We start from the raw sequence: 24,368 nt of genomic DNA on the forward strand, positions 1-24,368 counted from the left end.
AAAGTGACCGCGCGAACCGGGGTCCCCGCAAACAGGTCTTCGTTTGCGGGGTGGCCTAGCGTAGCGGTTTTCATCGTCACTGCTTGCTCGAGTCCTCGTCATCGCCAACCGACAGATGCCCCGGCAGATCCAGCGCCACCAATCCGATCTTCGTCCCGCTCCCATCCGGATCGATCCCGACAATATGTTGGTGCTGCTTCGACCCAGCCTTCAGCTCCAGTTTGCCCGACAGATCGTTGTCCACCTTCACGTGGTTCTTCTGATCGTCCGCACAAGTCAACCCCTCTGCTGTCCGCGTCTGCGAACTCACCGGCTTGTCATTCTGGCACTGAATCACATCGCCATACCGCCCCAGCGCCTTACGATAAAACACAGTCACCAGGTCCGGACTATCCGGCGTCGTATAACTGGCGGCCTTCACCTTCAGCGTAAAACTGCCAAAGCTCAAATTGATATCGGCCGCGCCATCGTTCTTATCCTTCTTCTTCACCATCACTGCCCCCGGATACACCGGCAGCCCGATCCCCTCAACACCAGCCGCTTCGTTCGTCTTCACCGACATCCCGCCAAACGGCGTAGCGATCTTCACATTATCGGCATCGCCATGTTTATCGTTCTCAATCCGGCAGCCCTCCATCAGCATGGTCGACGCCGCCATCGCCGCAACCAACATCGCCGCCGCTACACCCTGGTTCACCCGCATCTCACTCCTCCATCGGTCAGAAAACAATACGCCTTCTCGCACCTTCTAGTTCCGCTTTTCAAAGTGGCAAAAAAAAGTGAAAAAAAAGTGAAATAGACGGCGTATTTTTCCGCCATCAAAACGACGCGGTTTTCTCACCAGGTTCACCACGCATTCCACCACATCTTCACCACAAAAAAACCACAAAAAATGACCGACTTTCGCAAAAACCCTCCCAAAAACCTCCAAAGACCCCACAGAAAAATTTAATCCGCCGTTCGAACTCCCTCCAGCCACATCCAGCGAGCCTTCAACGACATCCAAAAGCTGTGACCCAGCCAACCGACCACCTCTTCGCCCCCCTCAAGCTCCGCAGCCTCACTCTGCCCAACCGCATCGCCGTCTCCCCCATGTGCGAATACTCCTCCGTCGACGGCTTTGCCAACGAATGGCATCTCGTCCACCTCGGAAGCCGCGCCATTGGCGGCGCTGGCCTCATCATCACAGAAGCTTCAGCCGTAAACCCCGAAGGCCGCATCACCCCCGCCGACCTCGGTATCTGGAAAGACGAGCACATCCCCGAGCTCAAGCGCATCACCACCTTCCTGCACCAGCACGGCACCTACGCCGGCACCCAGCTAGCCCACGCAGGCCGCAAAGCCAGCATGGCCGTCCCATGGGAGCCAACCCGCACCATTCCCGCCTCCGAAGGCGGCTGGCAGCCCGTCGCCCCCTCCGCCATTCGGTTCGACGAGCCATACCCGCTCCCCACCGCACTCGATCGCGCCGGCATGGACAAGGTCGTCGCCGACTTCGTCGCAGCAGCCCATCGCGCCCTCGCTGCAGGCTTCGACCTCGTCGAGATACACTCCGCCCACGGCTATCTCCTGCACCAGTTCCTCTCTCCGCTCTCCAACCACCGCACCGACGAGTACGGCGGCAGCTTCGAAAACCGCACCCGCTTCCCCCTCGAAGTAGTCAAAGCCGTCCGCGCCGCCTGGCCCAAACACCTGCCGCTTTTCGTCCGCATCTCCGCCACCGACTGGGCCCCCGAGTCCCTCGGCGCAAGCTGGGATCTCGCCCAATCCGTCGCCTTCTCCAAACTCCTCAAGCAGGCAGATGTCGATCTCGTGGACGTCTCCACCGGTGGCAACCACCCCGCCCAGCAAATCCCCATCGGCTCCGGCTACCAGGTCCACCACTCCGAGACCATCCACCGCGAAGCCCAGATCCCCACCGCTGCCGTCGGAATGATCACCGAACCAGCCCAGGCCGACCAGATCGTTCGCACCGGTCAGGCCGACCTCATCCTGCTCGCTCGTGAGCTCCTCCGCAACCCCTACTGGCCCCTTCACGCCGCCGCTGTCCTCCACCAGTCCACCACCTGGCCCGTCCAGTACCTCCGCAGCGCCCGCGGCAAAACCGAGCCGCGCCAGCCCGTCTCCACCCCAGGTGCCTGAAAATTCAACAGTCCTAACCAGGGAAAATTACAAACCGTGCCATCGCGAGTGGCCTATACTGGCAGCAGCCGGACCATAGGCCACCCCCGCCGGAAAGGCGGTCTTCGGAGCTTCCTGGCATGGCGCAGCACCAGCCAATCCGCAAAACCACCCCAACCTCCGGGTCCGACATCCCGGACAAGCTCTACTTCCGCATCGGCGAAGTCGCCAAGCTCTGCGACGTCCCGGCCTACGTTCTCCGCTTCTGGGAGAGCGAATTTCCTCAGCTCAAGCCGCACAAAGGTGGCACCGGCCAGCGCCTCTACCGCCGCCGCGACGTCGAAATGGCCCTGCGCATCAAGAGCCTCCTCTACAACGAGGGCTACACCATCCCTGGCGCCCGTCAGGTCTTCAAAAGTGAGCTCAAACATCGAGAGCCGCAACTGGCCCTGACCATCGAAGGCCCAAGCCCCAGCGTCGATTCGCGCCAGCTCCAGAAACTGCACAAGGATCTCCGCGACCTGCACTCCCTGCTCTCCAAGTCGCCATCTCGCCCCACCGTTCATCCCATCCGCGCCTCGCGTACCCCCAGCATCTCGCGTCGGACTCCGCAAAAGCTCTTCGATCTCCCACTTCTTCCCGAAGACAATAAAAGTTGAAGATGAAATTCAGCACCGATAACACTGACAGCTCCCGCCGCAGACGTCGTTCTTCCCACGAACGCGAACCATTCTTCGGAGTCGATCCTCAAAACGGCGCGCCCATCCGATGCCAATTCTGCACCGGCCAAAGCTTCCGCCGCTCCAGCCTTCGCTCGCAAGACCTCACCGAAATCCTCCTCATGCGTTACCCCGTCCGTTGCCTTCGCTGCAGCCAGCGGCAACTTGTCAGCTTCACCGTAGCCGGCCTTTCGATCTCCTCCAGCATCAAGATCAATAAAAGACGACATCGCAACACCCTGCCCGACCATTGGAAAGATCCCTTCAAAGGCGGCGCCAGCGACCAACCACAAGCCCCATCAAGCCAGCAGGACCGCTAAGCCCCTCTCGATCTTGTGGGAGGCCTGAGCTTGATCTCCGCACACACCTCAGGGAACCGCTAGCTCCTACAACGAAATCCACCCAACATGAATCGCCCACAACGATAGGCTCGCCACCACAATCCAAAGCGCGATCCCCTGCACCATCGGCCTTACACCCACTTCCTTCAGAGTCTCTCGCGTAATGCCGGTCCCAATCAGAAACAGCACAACAGTCAACGCCGCGCGGCCCAGCCGATTGAGCGCACTGAACAGCGGTACCGCCTGTGGGATATATCGCGGCAGATAACTCGCCGCCACCGCCGCGAAGCAGAAGTACAGGATGAACCACGGCCAGGCCACCTTCGCCTTGCTCTTCTTCAACATCGCCGTAGCAATCGCCAGCGGCACAATCCACAACGCCCGAGCCAGCTTCACCGTCGTCCCCACCGCCAACGCCGTAGGCCCATACTTTGCGCCCGCCCCTACCACCGAACTCGTGTCATGAATCGCCAGCGCCGCCCACAATCCAAACTGCGTCTGCGAAAAGTTCATCAAGTGCCCAATCAACGGAAACAGCAGCAGCGCCACAGAGTTCAGCACAAATACCGTCCCTAGCGAGACCGCCATCTCCTCCTCATTCGCATTCAACACGGGTCCCATCGCCGCAATCGCGCTCCCTCCGCAAATCGCCGTCCCAAAGCTGATCAGCAACGATTGCGTCTTACCCACCTGCAGCAGCTTACCCAACGCAACTCCCAAACTCAGCGCAAACGTGATGCTGATCGCCGTATACATAAACCCCGACGCACCCGCGTGCACCACCTCTTTCAAGTTCATCCCGAATCCCAGGCAGACCACCGCAGCCTGCAATAAAAACTTCGAAAGACACCGGCTCTCCCCGTGAAACGTATGGACGGTACTCAAACCAAACGCGAGCCCCGCAGCCAACGCCAGCGGAGGCCCGATCAACCCGCTCGCTGAAACAATGATCCCGATATAAAAGAGATTCTTCTTCCACATGCTTAAAGCATGCGCGTCCTGACAACCCACAGTCGAGACGTACTTTACAATCGCCGATAAGTATTACTTATCAACCCAATCAGCTAACTCCGCTCTTCGTCCCCATCGCAAAACGCTGAAACGCCGCCGCCGCCCCAGTCATCTCCGCTCCCGCCAGCCGGACAAAGCTGAAATCCCGCCGAATCTCCAGGCCCTTCACCGCAATCACCTTCACCGTCCCCAGCCGTAGGACCTTCCCCACTGCCCACCGCGAAACAAACCCCACCCCCAGCTCCGCCTCCACGCCTGAGATAATCGCCTCCGTCGAATCCAGCTCCATCGCCACCTGCAGCGACCGGAGTGGCAACCCCACCTTCTTCAATGCCCGCTCCACCACCCGCCGCGACCCCGAACCTCGCTCCCGCAACAACAACGGCACCTTCGCCAGCTCTTTCTGTTCAATCTCCCCACCCTTCCGCCCGGCCCACGCATGATTCGGACTCACGATCAGCACCATCTCATCCTGCACCATGCGCTCGGTCTTCACCTCGCGCCGCATTGCCGGCCCTTCAATAATCCCCAGAGCCACCTTCTTCTCTGTCACCGCATCCACAATCTGTTCTGTATTCCCACTCACCAACGAAAGCTTCACCTGCGGATACTGCTTCAAAAACGCCCCCAGAATCCTCGGCAACAGATACTGTGCCACCGTCGTCGAAGCTCCCAGCCGCAGCGGACCAACCGTCTCGTCATTCAGAGCCGCCAGCGCCCGTCGCGCCTCCACCATCGTCTCCGCCGCACGATCGGCATACCCCAGCAACACCCGTCCCGCCTCAGTCAACGAGATCTGGCTCCCATGTCCGCCACCCCGAGCCCGATCGAACAACTGCACGCCAACCTCCTCCTCGAGCGCATGAACATGCTGACTCACTGCCGGCTGGCTCAGATGCAGCACCTCCGCTGCCTTGCGAAAGCTCAACTCCTCAGCCACCGCACGAAACACCCTCAGCCGAAAGTTCTCCAAACTCTCTCCTTCTCGAACGAACCAGCCCCGCCACCCATCAGCATAAGCCCACCCGATAAAATCAAATTACCCCGTGTCCATCAACGAAGATCCCAATCCGGCCGTCAACCCTCTCGAATCCGCTACCCACGAGCCCCTCATCGCAGCCCCCGGCATCGAACCCACACCCCGCCGCAGCCTCTTCGCCATTCTTCGCCCATCCTCTCAGTCAGCCTTCTCCGCCACGCTGCTCCTAATGGCGTCCACCTTCCTCTCCGGCGTTCTGGGCCTCGTCCGCACCTACTACATCAACCGCATCTTCGGAGCCAGCCCCGAGACCGACGCCTACAACGCCGCCTTCCAACTCCCCGACATGCTCGCCTACTTCCTCGTCGGCGGCGTCGTCTCCATCTCCCTCGTCACCATCCTCAGTCGCTACCGCGCACAAAACGACGAAGCCGGAGCAGACCGAGCCCTCTCCATCATCCTCACCGCAATGGCGACAGTCCTCCTGATCGGCATCGTCTTAGCCGAAATCTTCGCCCCCTACTACACCCACATCGCCTTCCGCGGATTCGACCCTCACCGTGCCGCTCTCTGCACCACACTCACTCGCCTCTTGCTCCCCGCACAGTTCTTCTTCTTCTTCGGCGGAGTCATCGGCTCCCGTCTTCTCGTCCGCAAGATCTTCCTCTACCAGGCCATCAGCCCGCTCATCTACAACGCGGGCATTATCCTCGGCGCCATCTTTCTTCATCAGCGCTTCGGCATCTACTCCCTCGCCATCGGCGTTCTCGTCGGAGTGATCCTCGGCCCCGCCACGCTCAACCTCTTCGGCGCACTTCGCGACGGCCTCCGTTACACTCCCATCCTCAACCTCCGCCACCCTGCCTTTCTCGAGTGGCTCCGCCTCACCTTCCCCCTCATGATCGGCGTCTCCCTCGTCACCGCCGACAAATGGATCCTCAGCTACTTCGCCTCCAACGACGTAGGCGGCATCTCTCTGCTCACCGTAGCCAAAACCCTCTTCACCGCTCCCATGGGCATCCTCGGCCAGGCCGCCGGCGCCGCCTCACTCCCGTTCTTCTCCGCGCTCTACAGCCAGCACCGCTTCGAAGACTTCGCCTCTGCCGTCAACCGCTCCGTCTCGCGAGTCATCGCCGCGTCCTTCCTTCTCGGCGCATGGATGATCGCCCTCGCCAACCCGATCGTCAATCTCCTACGCGGCTCCTTCACCTTCGCAGAAACCCACGCCACCGCGCTCTACTTCACCCTCTTCACCCTCTCCATCGCGTTCTGGGCCGCACAGGGAATCTACGCCCGCTCTTTCTACGCCGCCGGCAACACCATCACCCCCGCCACTGCCGGATGGATCGTCACCCTGGTCTCCATCCCCATCTACGCGTTTCTCTTCCACACCCTCGGGCTCAAAGGCCTCACCATCGCGTCCGACATCGGCATCGTCATCCAGACCGTCACCCTCGCGCTCCTCCTCAACCGCCGCAAACTAGTCCGCCTCTCGGGCCTCGAACTGCGCGAACTATCCGGATCCCTCCTGGCCGCCGTCATCAGCTTCGCCGGAGCAGCCGCCGCCGTCCACCTCATCCCCCTGGGCCACGGCCACATCCGAAACCTGCTCATCATCGCCGCCGCGACACTGGTCTGGGCTGCGCTCTGCTTCGCAACTCTCCACCTCACCGGCTCAAAACTCCTGCAGCAAATCCGCTCCCGCATCGCCTGAGCCATTCGCATGAAACCAATCGTGACGTCCGTCTCACTCAACCCGATTCACGAGTTCAGCAAATATCCGCAGAGCAACATTACCTTGCTCGCAGGTATTGGCGTTCAAGGCGATGCCCATTCAGGCAAAACCACACAACATCTCTATCTCGTAAAGAAAGATCCCACGCGTCTCAACCTCACCCAGGTGCATATTCTCCACGCGGAACTTCATGACGAGCTCTCGTCTCAAGGCTTCACGCTCCTCCCTGGTCAGATGGGGGAGAACATCACCACTCGCGGCATCGAACTCATGACACTTCCAACTGGCGCGCTTCTTCGCGTCGGCGAATCAGTAATTCTCGAAGCGACTGGTCTTAGGGAGCCCTGTTTCAAGCTAGACAAACTGGCTTCCGGTCTCATGAAAGCCGTCTTGAAACGAGATCAACATGGAAATCTCCATCGCAACGCCGGAATTATGGCCATCGTCCTTCAAGGGGGCACCGTTCAACCGCGAGACGCCATCGAAATCGAGCTGCCTGCAGAACCTCATCGCCCTTTGCAGCCCGTATAGGCAAATCACATTACCTCTAAATTTCGACCTACTTCTCATCCTCATACTCTTCATTCCACGCCGCCTGAATCGCCTCCAAAATTCCCTCATTCGACTTCGTCGGATCACCCACAAATCCCGGCAGCCCGGTCACATACTTGTGCAGATCCGTGAACCGCACCGAATACGGCTCAATCTCCGGATACTTCTCCTGCAACTGAATCCCAATCTCTTCCGCATTGGTCCAATCAAACTCAAACGCCATGACGTCCCCCGATAAAATAACTTGTGTACAGCCACAACAGCTGCACACAAAGACTACAAGAAACCGGCAACAGTTTTATGACTCACACCCCGCAAACCGCTTTAACCCCCTGGTCCGCATCCCTCCTCCGCCGCGACCTGAACGCCCGCGCCCAACACCTAGCCACCACCAGCAATCTCCTGCACGAGCAGACCACCGGCTCCGAGCCCAGCATCATCTTCGGCCGCAATGAACAAGCCGAGCAAGCCCGCCACGGTAACTTCCATCCCGCCACCTACACCGCCATCTGCGCCAACCCCGCATGGTCCCGCCGCCTTAATAAGACCCACACAGCACACCGCCGCGTTCGCGCAAGAGCCGACTGGCAATGGATGGAACTGGACTGCGCCAACAGCTCCGACGCGCTTCTGATGAACATCTTCTGCCACCCCCAAGTCTTCTCCGAAGGCCGCCTCAACGCCACCGTCGCAAGCCTTCTAGGGGTTTCCTCAAACACTGAACCAAACTTCGGCATCCACCCCGGTGTTCCGCTAAAAAGATCTCTCACGAACATTAAAAAGAAAACCACGCGCAACGCGCAGCGAGCACCTACCTCGCCCCTCTTCAACGATGCCAACGCCCCCACACAGCCGGAAGAACCAAATCATCTCAAAGACCGCACCGAGATCGACCTCCAGCTCGGCAACCTCTTCCTCGAAGCCAAGCTCACCGAATCCAACTTCCAGACCGCCAACCCACGCCTCATCGAACGCTACCGCGATCTCGAAACCATCTTCGACGTCGCGCGCTTACCGAGCAAACTCATCACGTCCGCTCCCTCACACCCATCCACCGAAGACTTCTCCGACCTCGAAGAGCCCCACGCCACAATGTCACCAATCGCAACACCGGCTCGATCCCGCACCGTCATCCAGGGGTATCAACTCATCCGCAACGTTCTCGCCGCCTACGACTCCGACGCATCTTTCTGCGTCCTCTGCGACGCCCGCCGCCGCGACCTCATCGAGATCTGGTTTTCAGTCCTAGCTGCAGTCCACTATCCCAGCTTCGCCTGGCGCCTCAAGCTCCTCACGTGGCAGGAGCTAACCACCGCACTCCCCGAAGATCTGCAAAACTTTCTCGAAGCGAAGTACGGAATTCTCCCCGCCTGAAGATTCACCCAAAGAGGAAGCCTTACTAAGCCCCGGGCCCATGCGAAGGCTTGCCTTCCTGCACATAGTTCCGATTCCACTTCGGAATCTCCACTACATACGTTCCCGGCTTCTCAATCACCGCCTGGCATCCCAGCCGCGAGTTCAACTGAATATCCGCCGCCGTCTCCATCCGGTCCAACTCCAGATCCTCTGCCTCGCTGAGCCCCTGCGCGCCTTCCTTCACATGGATATGGCACGTCGTACACGCACACACCCCACCACACGCATGGTCGAGAAAAATATTGTAGTTCTCTGCAACATCCAAAAACGACATCGGCAGTCCATGCCCTTCATACGGCAGCGTATCGAACGGGAACTCCACCGTCCTGCCTTCAGGCAGGAACGTCACGCGGACCATTCCCTCACCCGCTGGCTTCGACAGGTCCACTGCATCCTCAATCTTCTTCGTCTCACTCATCATTCAATCTTCCGTCGACTCTCCGGCCGTAGCCTCATCGTAAATGGGTTCTTCAATCCTTCGTCTCAGCATCCGCATCATCATGCGAGCTGCTCACCTGCGCCTTCGCAAACGGATGCGGGGCGGTAGGCCCTTCTCCTATGCTCTCACCTGCGGCCTCCATCGTCTTGCCCTGCATCGCGCCCGACACCGCGTTATCCATCATCAACTCCGCAAACCGCCGAGTCGCCGCATCCAGCCGCTCAATCCCCGTGCGAATCACCTTGTACTCGCCACCCTGCACCGCAGCCTCTAAAAATGAGACCTCTGTCGAGATCTTTTCAATCTCTTCACTCGACAACATCTGCCACGCAGCATGGCTCTTCCCCTTCTCTACTGCAGTCAGAATCGTCTCCGCCTCGTTCTTCGCTTCAATCGTCTGCCGCTCCTGAATATCGGTCTCCGCGTTATCGAACGAATCCAGAATCATCGTCTCAACCTGCTCATCGGTGAGCCCATACGTCGGCTTCACCTCAACCTCAGCCTCTTTCCCACTCCTCTGCTCGCGCGCGCTCACATGCAAAATCCCATTTGCATCGATCAGAAATTTAACTTCAATCCTAGGCAGCCCGGCAACCATCGGCGGAATCCCTTTGAGGTCAAACCGCGCCAGCGATCGGCAGTCCTTCGCCATCTCACGTTCTCCCTGCACCACGTGGATCGCAACATTCGTCTGCCCATCCACGCCCGTCGTAAAGTGCTCCGTCGCACTCGCCGGAATCGTTGAGTTCCGCTGAATAATCTTCGCCACTACCCCGCCCAGCGCCTCAATCCCCAGCGAAAGCGGCGTCACATCCAGCAGCAGCAAATCCTCCGTCGCAGCCGACCCACCAGCGAGAATCTGCGCCTGCACCGCCGCACCAAGCGCCACCACCTCATCCGGATTCAACTCCGTATGCGGCTTCTTCCCACGAGCCTTCATCTCAAACAAATCATCCACCAGAGCCCGCACCGCAGGGATCCGCGTCGACCCGCCCACCAGCACCACCTCATCAATCTGCGCCGCAGACAGACCCGCATCCTTCAGCGCCTGCTTGCAAGGAGCCGCAGTCCGCGCAATCACTCCCGCAATCAATCCCTCAAACTGCTCTCGGGAAATCTGCCGCAGATATCTCTTCCCACTCGGCAGTTCCACATTCAACGTCGCGTTGTCCGCACTCGACAGCAGAATCTTCGCTTCGATCACCGCCTTGCGAACCGCCTGCACCGCCTCGCCATTCCCGCGAACATCCTCACCCAAATCACCCGCAATATCATCGAGCGCAATCGCAATCATCAGGTTGTCGATATCATCCCCACCCAGATGCGTATCCCCGCCCGTCGCGACAACCTCAAAGATCCCCTCATGCAGCTTCAGAATCGAAACATCGAACGTCCCGCCTCCAAAGTCATACACCGCAATCAGGCCGTCCTTGTTCTTATCCAACCCATAAGCCAGCGCCGCCGCCGTAGGCTCGTTCACCAGTCGCAAAACCTCGAGGCCAGCAATCCGCCCAGCGTCCTTCGTAGCCTGCCGCTGCGCGTCATTAAAGTACGCCGGAACCGTAATCACCGCCTTCGTCACCGGGCCGCCAAAAAACCTCTCCGCATTCTTCTTTAGCTGCTGCAGCACATAGGCCGAGATCTCCGGCGGCGTCAGCATCAACCCGCCCACGCTCACCTTCAGGACCTCACCCGGCTTCAACCCCTCCGCCAGCTTGAACGGAAACAGCTTCAGCTCCCCTTGCACGTCCTCGATGTCGCGCCCCATCAACCGTTTAGCCGAATAAACCGCGCTAGCCGAATCCTCCATCAGCGTTCCACGCGCCGCATTCCCCACCACCACGCCGTTATCCGTCCACGCCACCACCGACGGCACCAGCCGCTCGCCATCCTCCCCGGGAATCACCACCGGCGTACCGCCCTCCATAAACGCCACCAGCGAATTCGTCGTGCCCAAATCAATCCCTACAACCCGCTCATCCGCCATCGCTTCAAACCCTCTATTAGTCCATCTTCTATTGTCCTACAATCGCACCACGAACACCGTCACCCACCCGCATCATCTTCAGATGTGCTCCAACCCGAGGCCGATGCATGCTCTATCTTGAGCACCACCCCCTTCCCGCCCTCGCACCCTTCATCAAAGCCCTGTGGTACGTTCGCGACCCCCACGCCATCCACCGCCACGAACGCGTCCTCCCCACAGGCTGCGCTCAAATCGTCCTCTCCCTCGCCCGAGACCACTTGACCGACGCCAACAATCCCATCAGTCCCCTATCCCACACCCCAGCTGCCATCTTCCTTGGCATCTTCTCCCGCTATCAGCAGATCGACGCCATCGACTTCTCCGAGCTCATCGGCGTCGTCTTCCATCCCGGCGGCACTGTGCCCTTCTTCCCCGATAACGCCAGCATCTTCTCCAACTGCGAAACAGGCCTCGACGATCTCTGGGGCCGCGCCTCCCTCAACCTCCGCAACGACCTCCGCGAGGCCTCCTCCCCCGAACAAAAATTTTCTCTCCTCGAATACGCCCTCCTCACGCGCCTCGCCCTCAGCAAACACCAGCACCGCGACCCCGTCCTCGACTACGCCCTCACCCATCTCCACGCCTCACCCGGCACCACCACCATCGCCGAACTCACCCGCACCACCGGCCTCAGCCCCCGCCGCCTCTCCGAGCGCTTCAACGAGCAAGTCGGCATCTCTCCCAAACTCTACTGCCGCATCCAGCGCTTCCAGCAAGCCATCCAACAAATGAATTGTGGCGCCGACGTCCCCTGGGCCGAGCTCGCCCTCACCTGCGGCTACTACGACCAGTCCCACTTCGCTAACGACTTCCGCGCCTTCTCCGGTCTCAGCGCCACCGACTATTCCACCACCAAGCGCATCTGGGCAAACCACATCCCCCTCGACTAGCGGCACCCGAAGGGGTACACATGTCACGAAGTGACCGCACTCCGCGTAGGAGGCCCGTCCGGCAGGACATGCTTCTTCACCACCGCCGATTTTTCCAAGACCACAACCCTCGCAAATGACATGCTTCTAACCATGAACACTCAAATCACCACCACCGGATCAACCGTCATCCCCAGCCTCCGCTACCGCGACGCGCTCGCCGCCATCGACTGGCTCGTCACAGCCTTCGGCTTCGAAAAACAAACCGTCTTCGTCGCACCCGACAACAAAACCGTACAACACGCCCAGCTCACCCTTGGCCCTGGCATGATCATGATCGGCTCCGTTGACAACGGCGGCGAAGGCGGCAAGTTCATGGTCCAACCTGACGAGATCGGCTTCCGCGAGACTGCGGGCGCCTACCTCGTAGTCCCCGACGCCGACGCCGTCTACGTCACCGCGAAGGCAGCCGGAGCCGAGATGATCATCGACATCCGTGACATGGACTACGGTGGCCGCCACTTCTCCTGTCGCGACCTCGAAGGCCACACCTGGGGCATCGGCACCTACGACCCCTGGGCGCCCGAGCCATCACAGCAAAACTCCAAATCCGCAAAAGAGCCCGTTCACGAAAGCGCAGGGAGATGACCGACGAAGAATACGAATTAGTCGAAACAACACCATCCTCGGACGACTACCGGCGCCTCCGCATCGCAGCCGGACTAAGCCCAAAAAGCGCAGAGGCCGCAGCAGCCGGACTACCCAACACGATCTACGCCGTCGTCATCCGCAAAGACGGCGAAGCCATCGGCATGGGCCGAATCATCGGCGATCGCGGCCTCTTCTTCCAAATCGTCGACATCGCCGTCGACCCGAAACATCAGAAGCGCGGCCTCGGCAAGCGCATCGTCCACGCTCTCGTCGATCACCTCCATAAAACCGCACTGCCCGGCGCCTACGTCAGCCTCATCGCCGACGGCGAAGCCCACCACCTCTATTCACTCTTTGGCTTCAAACCCACCGCACCACGCTCCATCGGAATGTACCTCCACTTCAAATAACGCCATACCGAGCTCTAGCCTTCCCCCCTACCCCTCGTGATACCGTCTCCAGATGGAATTAAACCCATACGCCAAATACCTCGCCAATCAGGATCCACTCCCCGTCCTCACCAGCACCTCCGGGCGCCTCCACGCTCTCACCGCCGGCCTCACCGACGGGCAGCTCAACGCCCCACCCGCTCCCGGCAAATGGAGCATCACGAACATCATCGCGCACCTCGCCGACACCGAAACCGTCTTCGGCTTTCGTCTCCGCCAGACCCTCGCCACCCCAACCGACCAGCCCCACCACATCATCCAGCCCTTCGATCAAGAGGCCTGGGCCGACCGCTACGCCGTCTACCCCATCGAGCCTGCCCTCGCGCTCTTCGAGGCCATGCGCAACTGGAATCTTCTCTTCCTTGCCACCATCTCCGGCGACGAACGCCATCGCTCCGCCACCCATCCCGAACGCGGCACCATGACCCTCTGGACCATCGTCGAAACCATGGCCGGCCACGACATTAACCACCTCCAGCAACTCGACCGACTCACCGCCAGACCCGGCTAACTCAGGTGCCGTCGCAGATCCTCCAGGTGATAGCAGTGCGCGAACGCCGTCTCACGCGAGATCCTGCCTGCCCTCACAAGCTCCGCCAACGACTGCTCCATCGTCAACATTCCGTCCGCGCGTCCGGTCTCGATGCTCGCGCGCAATTGATGATCGTCTCCCCGCCGAATTAAATTCCGCGTAGCGCCGTTCGCCACCAGAATCTCAACAGCCGGATATCGTCCAGCGCCATCCGCAGCCGCCAGTAGCTGTTGCGAAATCACAGCAAGCAACGCGAGCGAAAGCTGCTGTCGAATCTGCGACTGATACCCCGAAGGAAACGTGTCCAGAATGCGCGAGACCGTCTGCGCCGCATCGTTCGTATGCAGCGACGACAAAACCAGATGACCTGTCTCTGCCGCAGTCAACGCCGCCGCCATCGTGTCGCTGTCCCGCATCTCCCCAATCATGATTACATCCGGGTCCTGCCGCAACACCGACCGCACCGCATGCGCGAAGTCATGCGTATCTCGCCCCAATTCGATCTGCTCCACCAAAGAACTACGATTCAGATGCTGGTACTCAATCGGATCTTCGATCGTAATAATGTGGTCGCGCCGCAGAGTATTCACCCGATCCACCAGCGCCGCCAGCGTCGAAGTCTTCCCGCACCCCGTCGGCCCCGTTAGCAGCACCAGCCCTTGCCTTCGCTCCGTCAACATCGCCAGCCCGGCAGGCAGATGCAGTGACTCCAGCGAAGGCACCTGCTCCGGCAGCACGCGAATCGCCGCTGCCAGCGTGCCGCGCTGATAATGAAAGTTCGCTCGAAATCTCCCAATCGAAGGCCGCACAAAACAGAAATCCACCGACTTGTGTTCTTGCAGCTCAGCCAATCGCTCCGCAGAAAGCAGCGACTGCAGCATCCCCCGAACCTCTTCGGACGAGAGCGCTGCTCCCACATCCGGCGTCAACGCGCCATTCACCCGCAGGGTCACTGGCGAACCGGCAACCAGAAGAATATCGGACGCATGCCGCTGAAACGCTACGCTAAGAATCTGATCAAGCGATCTCTTCTCGCCCGACCTCGAACTGTTCGCCGAACGATTAAGCTGGTCGACCAGCCGCGACAGCTCGCTCTCCGTCTCACCCATGCAGCAACACTACTTCCATAAGACTCTCTCTCCCGAGCGCGAAGCCGATCATCACTTCAACGAAGGCCTATCGCAATTCCACGTGAAGATCAGACGTACATCTTCCACAAACGTCGCTATCTGCTAACCCATTCGCTGCGGTTCTCAGGCTAAGCCCGTACTCTTGCGACCCACGTGGTTCAAAGTGCGAACGGAACGAACACTCACTCCCGCATACTCACTCAACAGCGCCACGCCGATGGACGCAATATATCCATCCGGACGAATCAAAATCCGCCCCTCCGGCGTCTCCAACTCGGTCGCATGCATACCCCGCATCGGCACAAACAGCCGCCTCCCATCCTCCAGCCGCACATCCGGCATCCGATCGCCAGCCTGCAAGCCTCCAATCGACCCACCCAACGAAAGCGCACTCGTGCGATAGTGCAGCGCAAGCTGGTTCGTCGCATCACCGCGCTTGATTGACCGCGTCTGAAGCAGCCTCTTGCTCAACCCAAGCACCGCCGCCGCAATCGGCAAACGTTCCGCCTCATAACTATCGAGCAGCGAATCTGGCCCCCCACGCGCAACATATGCAAGCTTCCATCCGAGGTTATACGCATCCTGCACCCCCGTATTAAGCCCCTGCCCACCCGCCGGCGGATGCACATGCGCCGCATCCCCCGCCAGCAACACACGCCCAACCCGATAGCGATCGACCATACGCACTGCCGGCTGGTAGATCGACCTCCACGCCACGCGCACCACGCGACGTCCAGTAGCCCTCCGCACGACACCCTCGATATCGTCTTCCAAAACCTCTGCCTTCCCCGTCAGCTGAAACAGCGTCGTCTTCGGCAACGGGCACAGCCCGATCACCCCGCCCTTAGCAAACGGCCAAAGGTGCCAGTCCGACCGATCCAATCCCTCGACTTCAACATCCGCCACGAGCATCGGCTTTTCATCGAGACCTTCCCCCTCCAACCGAAGCCCCAAAGCCTTGCGGACCGCACTGCGCCCGCCATCGCACCCCACAAGATACTGCGCCCGCACCACCTCCCCATCGCCCAGCGCGACTTCGACGCCCTGCTCATTCTGCGTAAGCGATGCGAACGCCTTACCAAACTCAACCGCACCTCCAAGTTCACACAGCCGCTCACGCAGAATGGCCTCAGTACGCGCCTGCGGCACCATCCAGAGATTCGGATACGGCATGCTCTCCGTCGCTTGTTTCGCTGAACCAAGCGAACCCATCCGGAGCGATAAGCCCCCAAAATGAGTCCGAAACTTGGGATAAATCGCACCCGCCGCAAGCATCGCATCGATGACGCCAAGATCCTCGAAGATCTCCATCGTGCGCGGCTGTATTCCCTTGCCTCGCGACCCCTCGAAGGACACAGCAGCAGACTCAATCAAACGGAACGAGACGCCCCGTCGCGCGAGATCGACCGCAAGGGTCAACCCAGTAGGCCCGGCTCCAGCGATAAGGATCATTGTTTCGTACATTGTACGAAACAACATAATGGTACAGTGTACGAATGTCAAGGCAAAATACAAACCTTAGCCGCGAAACCATCGCCGCAGCAGCCCTCGAGATCGCCGACAAGGAAGGTTTCGACGCCGTCTCCATGCGCCGGATCGCGCAGGAGCTCAACGTCGGCACCATGAGCCTCTACTACTACGTCAAAACCAAAGACGACCTCATCGCCGTCATGGACGACGCACTCCTCGGCGAAGCTCTCCTTCCCAAAGTGCCGAAAGGTTGGCAGCAAGCAATGACGGAGATTGCCAAACACACCCACGCCCTCTTCCTCCGCCACCCCTGGGCACTGGTCTCCATGCTCTCCGCGCCCCCCGGCCTCAATGCCATGCGCCACATGGAGCAATGCCTCGAAGCGCTCGCAGAAACCCACATGACCAACAGCGAAAAACTTGCCCTCCTCGCCACTGTCGACGACTTCGTCTTCGGCCACGCTCTCCGCGAAACCGCCAACGATACAGCCATCGACACCGAGTTCGCCGCCGCCCAGCTAGCCACCGGTGCCTTTCCCCGAATCGCGAAGATATTCGCCAAAGGCCGCATCGAAAACCGCAAAGATCGCTTCGAAGAAGGCCTCCAGGCATTGCTCAACGGGTTGCCATACGCTGCGACTGTCACTGAAAGTGCCGGCAAAAAATCTAAGAAGAAAAAAGATCGACATTGAGGCCGACTTGCCGCCAGGCAATGATCTTCAACGAACAAACGCGTCCTTTGGCCCACGCGAAAGCATCCGCTCTAGTAACATGTGCCTGCCACACCCACCAGCGGACAGCAGAAAGGGCGTGAGGACTAAGATGCAGTGGCCAGAACCAACACGAAAAACTCTGCTCCTCCTCGCGTCACTCTTATCAACGTGCGCCCCTTCACCTGCACCGGCACAATCATGCGGAGCCTCAGAATTAGCCGTGCAGGTCCTCGGCTCCGGCGGTCCCGAGTCGCAGGATAAACGCGCCTCCACCAGCTACCTCGTCTGGGATCACGGCAGCGCCCGCGTCATCCTCGACGCCGGAGGAGGCACTGCCCTCCGCTTCGGCGAGAGTGGAGCGCAGATGTCCCAGCCCGATGTCTTCCTCTTCAGCCACTTTCACGTCGATCACACCAGCGACTTCCCTGCCCTCATCTTTTCTTCCTGGTTCGAAGACCGCAAGCGCCCTCTCCCTGTCTACGGCCCCACAGGAAACGACTTCATGCCCTCCACCACAGAGTTTTTGCACGAACTCTTCGCCGATCCACACGGAGCCTGGCGCTATCTCAGCGAACTCGTAGAGCCAGGCCAGGGAAGCTACCAACTCCAACCGCATAATGTCGCGCCGAGCTCAACTCCCGTTCTCATCTTCCGCAACGCCAACATGGCCCTCTACGCAGTGACCGTCATTCATGGCCAGGTTCCCGCCTTGGCTTGGCGCATCGACATTGGCGGCAAGCGAATCGTCTTCAGCGGAGATACAAACGGAGAAGGCGAAGGCCTCACCCAGCTCGCGTCGCACGCAGACCTGTTCGTCGCCCACAACGCCGTACCGGAGGGCGCCACCGGAGTAGAACGACGCCTCCACATGCCTCCCTCAGTCATCGGAGCAACCGCCGCCAACGCTCACGTCAAGCAACTGGTCCTCTCCCATCGAATGCTGCGGACCCTGGGAAAAGAAAACGAAACGCAAACCGAAATCAAGCGCCGGTATTCAGGCCCAATCCACTTCGCGAACGACCTCGATTGTTTTCCTATCAAATGACCTTTTGAGATTTTTAGGTACCATCAGAGTCAAAACCGAATCAAATATGAAATAAAACATCTCTCGGCCATGAGGCCACCCCGTGCTTTGTCTCCGCATAAGGGTTATGACTTACTTTCGAGGAGCACGTTGGACATGCGAAATAAAACTTGGATCTTCACGCGGCAACTTGGAACAATTCTCTTAGCTGTCTGTAGTATCGTGCTGTTTTCTCCTCGCGCTGCGTTAGCGCACGCAATCTTACTGAGCTCTCAGCCGGCAATCAACAGCACGGTCTCCGGCCCTGAGGTCGCCGTCCTCCTCAAATACAGTTCAAGGGTCGATCTCGAGCATTCCACCCTCACATTACTCAACCCTGACGGCAAAGTGGAGAAAGTCACGATCAATAGCGAGCCCTCGCCCGGATCGCTATCGGCCAGATTGACCGGGCTAGTCAAAGGGGCCTACGTGCTACGCTGGCAGATCCTGGCCATGGACGGACATATCACTCGGGGAACAATCCCTTTCCAGGTAAAGTAGAGCCGAGAAAAAACATGATCTGGTTCCTAAAAGACATCGATCTCCTGACAGTTCTGCTACGCGCGGCAACGCTCGCATTCGAAGCGTTGCTCCTGGGAGGCGTCGCATATCTTCTGGTCGTAGCGTTGCCGGCGATGGCAAGCCAGGCCGTCGAAGACTTCTGTCGCAGGGGCATCCGCATGGCCGCGATCGCACTGGCCGTTGGCGAGGTCGCTCTGGTGACAGCATCCGCTACCCTCCTGATGAGCGGCTCTGATTTGACGCTCAAAGATGTAACCACCACAAGCTTCTTCCGCGCCTACTCTGTTTCAATCCTCTGTGCGATCGGGCTCTGGATCTGCGCACGCCTGAAGAACAGAACAGCAACGATCGCGATGCTTCTATTGAGTCTCCTCTTGCTGGTCGCAATGGTCTCGATCAGCCATGCAGCGGCACGCATCGATCACCGAGTTCCGCTGGCGATTCTCACCGCAGCACATCACCTTGGCACAGCCGCATGGCTTGGCGCAATGCCCTATCTATGGATCTCCTTAGGCCGTGCCGAAAACGTGGATGAGGCGCGGCGTATGAGCCAGCGCTACTCCCGCATGGCGTTGCTGGGCGCAGCCACCCTCGTCTCGGCCGGAGTAGCAATGGCGGTGTTCTACATCGGAACGTGGAACGCTGTCTACACGACCACGTATGGCGTCATGGTCGTTGCCAAAATCTACCTGGTGGTGGCGATTGCCGCGCTGGGCGCAGGAAATTGGTCGGTAGTGCGGCGTCTGGCCAGCGATCCTAAACCCCTGCTGTCTCGTCTGCGCCGCGTCGCCGAGGCGGAGATTTGCTTGGGATTCGCCGCAGTCTTGACAGCCGCTTCACTCACCGCCCAGGCCCCTGCGATCGATGTTACCGCTCAGGATAGGCTGAGCACTCAAGAGATCTACGCGCGCATGCATCCAGTGCCTCCACGCATGACCAGTCCTCCCTTGGCTGCGTTGGCTCCTCCTATTTCGCTCGAGGCCGCGGTCAAGGCCAACGAGTTCGCGCCTGTCATCAACAGCGACGCGAATGACAATGCATGGTCCGAGTACAACCATCACTGGGCAGGGCTCATTGTGCTTGTTGCAGGTCTGCTGGCGCTGCTCAGCCGACTCCCTAGTATGCGCTGGGCCCGCTTCTGGCCGGTGACCTTCGCTGGTTTGGCCGTATTCATCCTCCTGCGCGCCGACCCGGAAAACTGGCCCCTCGGGCCACGTCCCTTCTGGCAAAGTTTCACAGCACCCGAAATCGTGCAACATCGCTTCGGCGCACTCTTAATCGTGGTCTTCGCCGTCTTCGAGTGCGCGGTGCAGGCAGGCAAGTTGAAGGCACGGTGGGCCAGTTACATCTTTCCCGCAATGTGTGCTCTCGGTGCTGCGACCTTGCTGACACACGAGCACGCCGCCAAGGTAAAAGAAGCGCTGCTTGCAGAGATGAGCCACACCCCCATCGCGCTCCTTGGCGTTTCAGCAGGCTGTACCCGATGGCTCGAGCTCCGTCTCCCCAGAAGCCGCATGACCACCGTCGCCGGCTACCTCTGGCCGCTGTGCCTCGCCCTCGTCGGCTTAATCCTCCTGAACTATCGCGAATCGGCATAACATAGAACTCAAATCTTAAGCTTTGCCCATTCGATGAACCTGACACACATCACTTTCCCTCCGGATGCTCCGAGACACTCAGAGTGTTCCCATCGGGGTCTTTGAACCAGGCGACTCTGGCTCCAGTGGGCGACGTCCAGATTCCAGAATCATCCTGCTTTAAGAACTCATAGCGTTCGAACCGGACGCCAGCCGTCTTCAGATTTTGAACGACTGACTCTATGTCGGTAACTTGCCAACCTAACACTGTGCCCGATGCCGGCGGCAGTTCCTTGCCCATACCGAGACGAAGCATGATGCCGTTCGCATCGTAGACGAGAGCAAATGGCGGCTCTTCGCTTATCAGGCGCAGCCCAAGCGTATCGCCATAAAAGCTCTTCGCTCGATCCACGTCGACAATCGTTACAAATCCAATGATGCTGTACCCGCTGAGTCCGAGTTGTTTAGTCATGCAGCCATAATGAGCGCAAATTTTGAGTGGCGCAAGAATGGCAGTATGCCAATATATATCGATAATGCGACAATCCAAGATTCTCCGAGCATTCGATCCAAAGCGCGGCGTTTCGATCGCAACGCTGGCCTACGAATACTCTGCAGACTTTCAGGTTCCGGAACATGCGCACGGGGCCGATCAGCTTATCTATGCCATCCGCGGAGTCATGGAAGTATTCTCCGGTCAAAGTATGTGGTTGGTTCCTCCACGGTTTGCACTCTGGGTTCCCGCAAAGACATACCACCGCATCCACATGCCGGGCGCTGTTTCGATGCGGACCTTATACTTCCGGCCCGGTCTGGTCCATATGCGGTCCTCCGGTAGCACCGTACTTCACGTGACGCCCTTGTTACGCGAACTTACGCTGGAAACAGTGCGCATTGGGAGACTGCGAACGAGGCAGCACCACGAACGGGCGCTGCGCGACCTGGTTATCCTGCATCTGGAAATCGCATCTCCGGTTCCGACATTCGTGGCTCTCCCGAAAGACGAACGAGCATTGCACGTTGCTCAGGCAGTTCTGTCAGCGCCTGAGCAAACCAGGTCTCTCGCTGCCATGTGCAGTGATGCCGGAGTCAGCGTCAGAACGATTCAGAGGGTATTTCGTAAAGACACTGGCACTAGCTTTGAGCTATGGCGGCGGCAGGTTCGACTGACGAAAGCTGTGGAGCTCCTCGTTCAAGGCCGCTCCGTCAAGGAGATCACCTTCTGCATCGGCTACCGGCAACCGAGCGCCTTCGTAGAAATCTTTCGACGCACCTTCGGCATGCCCCCCAAAGCATGGGCCGCGCGGCTTGAAAAACTAAACCAGGAAAGCTAAGGCGGCTTGCATCGCAGCATTCCTGAAGTGACAGCACAGGCAAACGCGATCATTCGCATCTACTGCGCGTCAGGGTTTGTCACGAGCGTCATATTTTCATCTCGATACACAAACCCAAATGGCCAAAATTTCTGTCAAGCCCCTGAATCGCGAAAACCCGCGCCAATCCTGATCATTCGCATGGCGTATGAGTTATGTTCAAACCGCTATAATGGAAACAGATGAGAGAAAAGCCTCGGCCTAAACGCCGAGGCTTTTCTATTGCCCGCAACTAAGTCGTTTATTTGGACGAATTTGGCCGTAAACCCATTAGAATGAAGAATTTGAAAGACATGATACCTCGCAAGGGACATAATATACTTGACGCACAAAACTTGCGAGGGGATAATCCTTTCAAGGAGTTACGCTACGCCATATGGGACTTTATACGATTCTTTGCGCGATTTCTGCGGTTCTACAGGGGATTTCTGCCTTTCTCACCATCAAAGGCGAGCACAAGGTTTGGCAGAAAACAAAGGAGGGAAATATGACAGATAAGCCCTCGATACCTCTCGTCGTATGGCTTCTAATCATTGGCGCATGCTTGTCGGCTTTCATTGGAGTGTGGATGGGCTATCACCCACCCCAACCAAAGATTGTTACGGTCACGAGGGAAGTTGAAAAACCCATTACCTGCCCAATCACGGAACAAAAAACTGGACCTTCGACTGCGCGTGGCGGTCGCGATGTCAATGCGCACTCCGGAAATGGTGATAACTTTAACGCCGCCCCTCCTCAAGCACCGCCTGCTAATCCTAAAAACTAAGGTGCTTAATGAAAGCTGCAATCGTAATCCTTCTAATCGTTGCGTTTTACGGGTTACCGACACAAAGTCAAACAACCACAACTGGAAGAGCCACATCATCGGGAACTTGCGGGGTGACCTCGCATAGTGGAAACAACGACACGATTAACGTGTTTATAAAAAATTGCGGGGTTGGTAAGGAACAAGGCGACAAAATAATTGCTTTATTGCAGGAAGTTTTGGCTGGGCACGACTTGGATACCGTTAATTCCAAGCTGGATCAGTTACTAAAAATTGCGCGTGAAGGTCAGACAAGGAGATTGAGCACGGAGCAAATAGAAAGCATCAAGAACTATCTTGCTAAAACACCATCAACAAATTTTGCTGGCATCTCATTTAGCTCCAGTGATCGCGACAGTACGATATACGCTGGCGATTTTAAGGATGTGTTCAAGGAAAAGAACTGGCCGATAGATGGACCAGTCTGGATAGGGCAGGTTTCTCCACAATTTGGGGTTTTCGTAGATGTAAATGGAGAGGATAAGGACTCTCCTCCCAAGGGGGCAATGGATATGATTACCATGCTTAATTCTTTGGGTATACCCTGCAAAGGGCAAGTATCCCCTTTGGTTTCAAAGGGTTATTACACCGTCGAAATTGGACTTAAACCAGTAAATCCCTAAAGGCCATATATGAAGCATCAATACCACGAAGGCCCGGAAGCTCTGGAACGGTTTGAAAAGGGAATGACCAAGCTGTTTCAGGCACCCAAACCAGCGGCCAAGACAGCCTCGAAGAAAGCGACGAAGCCATCTACCAAGGCCCAAAAAGATTCAACTGTTCGGGGAGATGCTTAGCCTTAGCCTTAGCCTTGACGGCGGGGACGTGCTTATGCCCTCTCTTACCACGTCCCTGCCGATTCTGAATGTGAGGTAGCACTGCCAGTGCCGGTTAGTTCGGTGTACGTCAAACGGTGTCCCGCGACGTTTCTCATCGCCTTCTCAAAGCGAAGGGTATCGTTCATTTTCTTACCGCTGTTGTTGAAACGAAATACTTGCTCATTGAGGTATGCATCAAGGTGAAACGGCTCAACCGCAACATACGTTCCCTTCAAAGTCCGCTTCAACAGACTCCAGAAGTTTTCGATGCCTTGCGTGTGTACCTCGCCGCGTACATATTCCGTCATGTGATTCACCGTCTGATGGACAAACAGACGAGTAGCATTCAGCCCCTCATAGCCCACGTGTTGGTCGGTATAGATGCGCGAACCCCAACCAACATTCTCCAGAATCTTGTTCTGCAATGTCTCGCGCTTTGCATTCGGGATAACCATCGCCCGAACCTCGCGGCTGTTGCGCGTCCGCATACCCATGACGACAGCTTTCTTGTCGCCGTTCTGGTAAGCGATCCGACGCTTCATGTGCATGTTCTTGGCTTTGCCGCCGATGTAGGTCTCGTCAATCTCCACCGGGTCTTTGGCGTATCCGCTGAGTTTTCCCGTCCGGGGCTGCATCACCTCGCGGATGCGGTGGAGCATGAACCAAGCCGACTTCTGGGTGACGCCGATGGTACGTGCCATCTCATAGCTGGAGACTCCGTTCTTGCAATTAGCCATCATCCAGAAGGCAGTCATCCACTTATCAAGTCCGATGGGGGAATCCTCGAAGATCGTCCCCACCTTGAGCGTGAATTGCTGCTTACAGGGGTTGCAGTACCAAATCTTACGAGTCTTAATGAAGGAATGATTCTCCCCACCGCAGCGGGGGCAAGAGACTATCCCGTTGGGCCAGCGAAGGTTGAGGGCGTACTGGAAGGCCCGGTCTTTGTCGGAGAAGAAAACTATCGCCTGTTGCAGTGTTTTCGGGCTTTCCATGCTTCAAATCTACGCCTAAAGCTACTGTGTGTCAAGTATATTATTACCCTCGCAAGTCGTTC

The 24,368-nt window shown here is 58.2% G+C and carries 28 protein-coding genes; 17 read left to right on the plus strand and 11 right to left on the minus strand.

The features are described from left to right. Window positions 1–76: 76 nt before the first annotated feature. Window positions 77–703 (minus strand): hypothetical protein, encoded by a 627-nt coding sequence (locus RBB76_RS08135; RefSeq protein WP_429627920.1) that lies wholly within the window; start codon window positions 701–703, stop codon window positions 77–79. A gap of 45 nt (window positions 704–748) precedes the next feature. Beyond that, the gene (locus tag RBB76_RS08140) at window positions 749–1,024 is read right to left on the minus strand and encodes a hypothetical protein (protein ID WP_429627919.1); all 276 of its coding nucleotides are present in this window, start codon (window positions 1,022–1,024) and stop codon (window positions 749–751) included. Between RBB76_RS08140 and RBB76_RS08145 the strand changes: the two genes are divergently transcribed. The 3 genes from RBB76_RS08145 to RBB76_RS08155 all read left to right on the plus strand — a co-directional run bounded on the left by RBB76_RS08145 (window position 1,012) and on the right by RBB76_RS08155 (window position 3,160). Beyond that, window positions 1,012–2,142, plus strand: a complete 1,131-nt coding sequence (locus tag RBB76_RS08145) for an NADH:flavin oxidoreductase/NADH oxidase (protein ID WP_429627918.1) — start codon at window positions 1,012–1,014, stop codon at window positions 2,140–2,142. The genes RBB76_RS08140 and RBB76_RS08145 overlap by 13 nt on opposite strands. Before the next feature lie 119 nt (window positions 2,143–2,261). Then, complete coding sequence (locus RBB76_RS08150) at window positions 2,262–2,780, plus strand: MerR family transcriptional regulator (RefSeq protein WP_429627917.1); 519 nt, start codon at window positions 2,262–2,264, stop codon at window positions 2,778–2,780. A 2-nt stretch (window positions 2,781–2,782) separates the two neighbouring features. Next, window positions 2,783–3,160 (plus strand): hypothetical protein, encoded by a 378-nt coding sequence (locus RBB76_RS08155; RefSeq protein WP_429627916.1) that lies wholly within the window; start codon window positions 2,783–2,785, stop codon window positions 3,158–3,160. Between the two features lie 66 nt (window positions 3,161–3,226). On the opposite strand, the gene RBB76_RS08160 is transcribed toward RBB76_RS08155, so the two are convergent. Beyond that, window positions 3,227–4,162 carry a YeiH family protein gene (locus tag RBB76_RS08160; RefSeq protein WP_429627915.1) on the minus strand — a complete coding sequence of 312 codons (936 nt, stop codon included), beginning with the start codon at window positions 4,160–4,162 and terminating at the stop codon, window positions 3,227–3,229. Between the two features lie 79 nt (window positions 4,163–4,241). Next, a complete protein-coding gene (locus RBB76_RS08165; protein ID WP_429627914.1) occupies window positions 4,242–5,165 on the minus strand; it encodes a LysR substrate-binding domain-containing protein in 924 nt (307 codons plus the stop codon). Window positions 5,166–5,238: 73 nt separating this feature from the next. Here RBB76_RS08165 and murJ point away from each other — a divergent pair, with 73 nt between their 5' ends. Both murJ and RBB76_RS08175 read left to right on the plus strand, forming a co-directional pair. Beyond that, window positions 5,239–6,885, plus strand: coding sequence for a murein biosynthesis integral membrane protein MurJ (murJ, locus tag RBB76_RS08170; protein ID WP_429627913.1), 1,647 nt, complete (start codon window positions 5,239–5,241; stop codon window positions 6,883–6,885). Between the two features lie 9 nt (window positions 6,886–6,894). Continuing rightward, a complete protein-coding gene (locus RBB76_RS08175; protein ID WP_429627912.1) occupies window positions 6,895–7,437 on the plus strand; it encodes an MOSC domain-containing protein in 543 nt (180 codons plus the stop codon). Between the two features lie 28 nt (window positions 7,438–7,465). Here RBB76_RS08175 and iscX read toward each other — a convergent pair whose 3' ends face one another. Next, entirely contained in the window at window positions 7,466–7,681 is a 216-nt protein-coding gene (gene iscX / locus RBB76_RS08180) for a Fe-S cluster assembly protein IscX (protein WP_429627911.1), read from the minus strand. Between the two features lie 77 nt (window positions 7,682–7,758). Here iscX and RBB76_RS08185 point away from each other — a divergent pair, with 77 nt between their 5' ends. Then, entirely contained in the window at window positions 7,759–8,832 is a 1,074-nt protein-coding gene (locus tag RBB76_RS08185) for a PGN_0703 family putative restriction endonuclease (RefSeq protein ID WP_429627910.1), read from the plus strand. A 25-nt stretch (window positions 8,833–8,857) separates the two neighbouring features. Here the strand turns inward: RBB76_RS08185 and RBB76_RS08190 are convergent, their stop codons facing one another. Next, entirely contained in the window at window positions 8,858–9,292 is a 435-nt protein-coding gene (locus tag RBB76_RS08190) for a 2Fe-2S iron-sulfur cluster-binding protein (RefSeq protein ID WP_429628890.1), read from the minus strand. 52 nt (window positions 9,293–9,344) lie between these two features. After that, window positions 9,345–11,300: a Fe-S protein assembly chaperone HscA gene (hscA, locus tag RBB76_RS08195; protein WP_429627909.1), complete on the minus strand. Its 1,956-nt coding sequence runs from the start codon at window positions 11,298–11,300 to the stop codon at window positions 9,345–9,347. Window positions 11,301–11,407: 107 nt separating this feature from the next. On the opposite strand from hscA, the gene RBB76_RS08200 reads away from it, so the two are divergent. The 4 genes from RBB76_RS08200 to RBB76_RS08215 are packed head-to-tail and all read left to right on the plus strand — an operon-like array spanning window position 11,408 to window position 13,819. Next, window positions 11,408–12,229 (plus strand): helix-turn-helix domain-containing protein, encoded by an 822-nt coding sequence (locus RBB76_RS08200; protein WP_429627908.1) that lies wholly within the window; start codon window positions 11,408–11,410, stop codon window positions 12,227–12,229. A gap of 30 nt (window positions 12,230–12,259) precedes the next feature. Beyond that, a complete protein-coding gene (locus RBB76_RS08205) occupies window positions 12,260–12,856 on the plus strand; it encodes a VOC family protein (RefSeq protein WP_429627907.1) in 597 nt (198 codons plus the stop codon). Continuing rightward, window positions 12,853–13,269, plus strand: coding sequence for a GNAT family N-acetyltransferase (locus RBB76_RS08210; protein ID WP_429627906.1), 417 nt, complete (start codon window positions 12,853–12,855; stop codon window positions 13,267–13,269). Before RBB76_RS08205 ends, RBB76_RS08210 begins: the two co-directional genes overlap by 4 nt. A 52-nt stretch (window positions 13,270–13,321) precedes the next feature. Then, on the plus strand, window positions 13,322–13,819 hold the full coding sequence (locus RBB76_RS08215; RefSeq protein ID WP_429627905.1) for a DinB family protein: 498 nt from the start codon (window positions 13,322–13,324) through the stop codon (window positions 13,817–13,819). On the opposite strand, the gene RBB76_RS08220 is transcribed toward RBB76_RS08215, so the two are convergent. Continuing rightward, window positions 13,816–14,949, minus strand: coding sequence for a type IV pilus twitching motility protein PilT (locus RBB76_RS08220; RefSeq protein WP_429627904.1), 1,134 nt, complete (start codon window positions 14,947–14,949; stop codon window positions 13,816–13,818). The two genes, RBB76_RS08215 and RBB76_RS08220, sit on opposite strands and share 4 nt — an antisense overlap. A 144-nt stretch (window positions 14,950–15,093) precedes the next feature. After that, window positions 15,094–16,422 (minus strand): FAD-dependent monooxygenase, encoded by a 1,329-nt coding sequence (locus RBB76_RS08225; RefSeq protein ID WP_429627903.1) that lies wholly within the window; start codon window positions 16,420–16,422, stop codon window positions 15,094–15,096. 44 nt (window positions 16,423–16,466) lie between these two features. Between RBB76_RS08225 and RBB76_RS08230 the strand changes: the two genes are divergently transcribed. The 4 genes from RBB76_RS08230 to RBB76_RS08245 all read left to right on the plus strand — a co-directional run bounded on the left by RBB76_RS08230 (window position 16,467) and on the right by RBB76_RS08245 (window position 20,336). Further along, window positions 16,467–17,132, plus strand: coding sequence for a TetR/AcrR family transcriptional regulator (locus tag RBB76_RS08230; RefSeq protein ID WP_429627902.1), 666 nt, complete (start codon window positions 16,467–16,469; stop codon window positions 17,130–17,132). 130 nt (window positions 17,133–17,262) lie between these two features. After that, on the plus strand, window positions 17,263–18,198 hold the full coding sequence (locus RBB76_RS08235; protein WP_429627901.1) for an MBL fold metallo-hydrolase: 936 nt from the start codon (window positions 17,263–17,265) through the stop codon (window positions 18,196–18,198). A gap of 135 nt (window positions 18,199–18,333) precedes the next feature. After that, window positions 18,334–18,717, plus strand: coding sequence for a copper resistance CopC family protein (locus RBB76_RS08240; protein WP_429627900.1), 384 nt, complete (start codon window positions 18,334–18,336; stop codon window positions 18,715–18,717). A gap of 14 nt (window positions 18,718–18,731) precedes the next feature. Then, window positions 18,732–20,336, plus strand: coding sequence for a copper resistance D family protein (locus tag RBB76_RS08245; RefSeq protein WP_429627899.1), 1,605 nt, complete (start codon window positions 18,732–18,734; stop codon window positions 20,334–20,336). Between the two features lie 49 nt (window positions 20,337–20,385). On the opposite strand, the gene RBB76_RS08250 is transcribed toward RBB76_RS08245, so the two are convergent. Beyond that, window positions 20,386–20,787 (minus strand): VOC family protein, encoded by a 402-nt coding sequence (locus RBB76_RS08250; RefSeq protein ID WP_429627898.1) that lies wholly within the window; start codon window positions 20,785–20,787, stop codon window positions 20,386–20,388. A 64-nt stretch (window positions 20,788–20,851) separates the two neighbouring features. On the opposite strand from RBB76_RS08250, the gene RBB76_RS08255 reads away from it, so the two are divergent. From RBB76_RS08255 to RBB76_RS08265, 3 genes are all read left to right on the plus strand, one after another. Beyond that, window positions 20,852–21,649: an AraC family transcriptional regulator gene (locus RBB76_RS08255; protein ID WP_429627897.1), complete on the plus strand. Its 798-nt coding sequence runs from the start codon at window positions 20,852–20,854 to the stop codon at window positions 21,647–21,649. Between the two features lie 415 nt (window positions 21,650–22,064). Then, window positions 22,065–22,454, plus strand: a complete 390-nt coding sequence (locus tag RBB76_RS08260; RefSeq protein ID WP_429627896.1) for a hypothetical protein — start codon at window positions 22,065–22,067, stop codon at window positions 22,452–22,454. A gap of 8 nt (window positions 22,455–22,462) precedes the next feature. Next, window positions 22,463–23,116: a hypothetical protein gene (locus RBB76_RS08265; RefSeq protein ID WP_429627895.1), complete on the plus strand. Its 654-nt coding sequence runs from the start codon at window positions 22,463–22,465 to the stop codon at window positions 23,114–23,116. Between the two features lie 218 nt (window positions 23,117–23,334). On the opposite strand, the gene RBB76_RS08270 is transcribed toward RBB76_RS08265, so the two are convergent. Continuing rightward, window positions 23,335–24,306 carry an IS1595 family transposase gene (locus RBB76_RS08270; RefSeq protein ID WP_429627894.1) on the minus strand — a complete coding sequence of 324 codons (972 nt, stop codon included), beginning with the start codon at window positions 24,304–24,306 and terminating at the stop codon, window positions 23,335–23,337. Window positions 24,307–24,368 lie beyond the last annotated feature (62 nt).

It is taken from the genome of Tunturiibacter psychrotolerans, assembly GCF_051013365.1.
GTDB lineage: Bacteria > Acidobacteriota > Terriglobia > Terriglobales > Acidobacteriaceae > Edaphobacter > Edaphobacter psychrotolerans_A.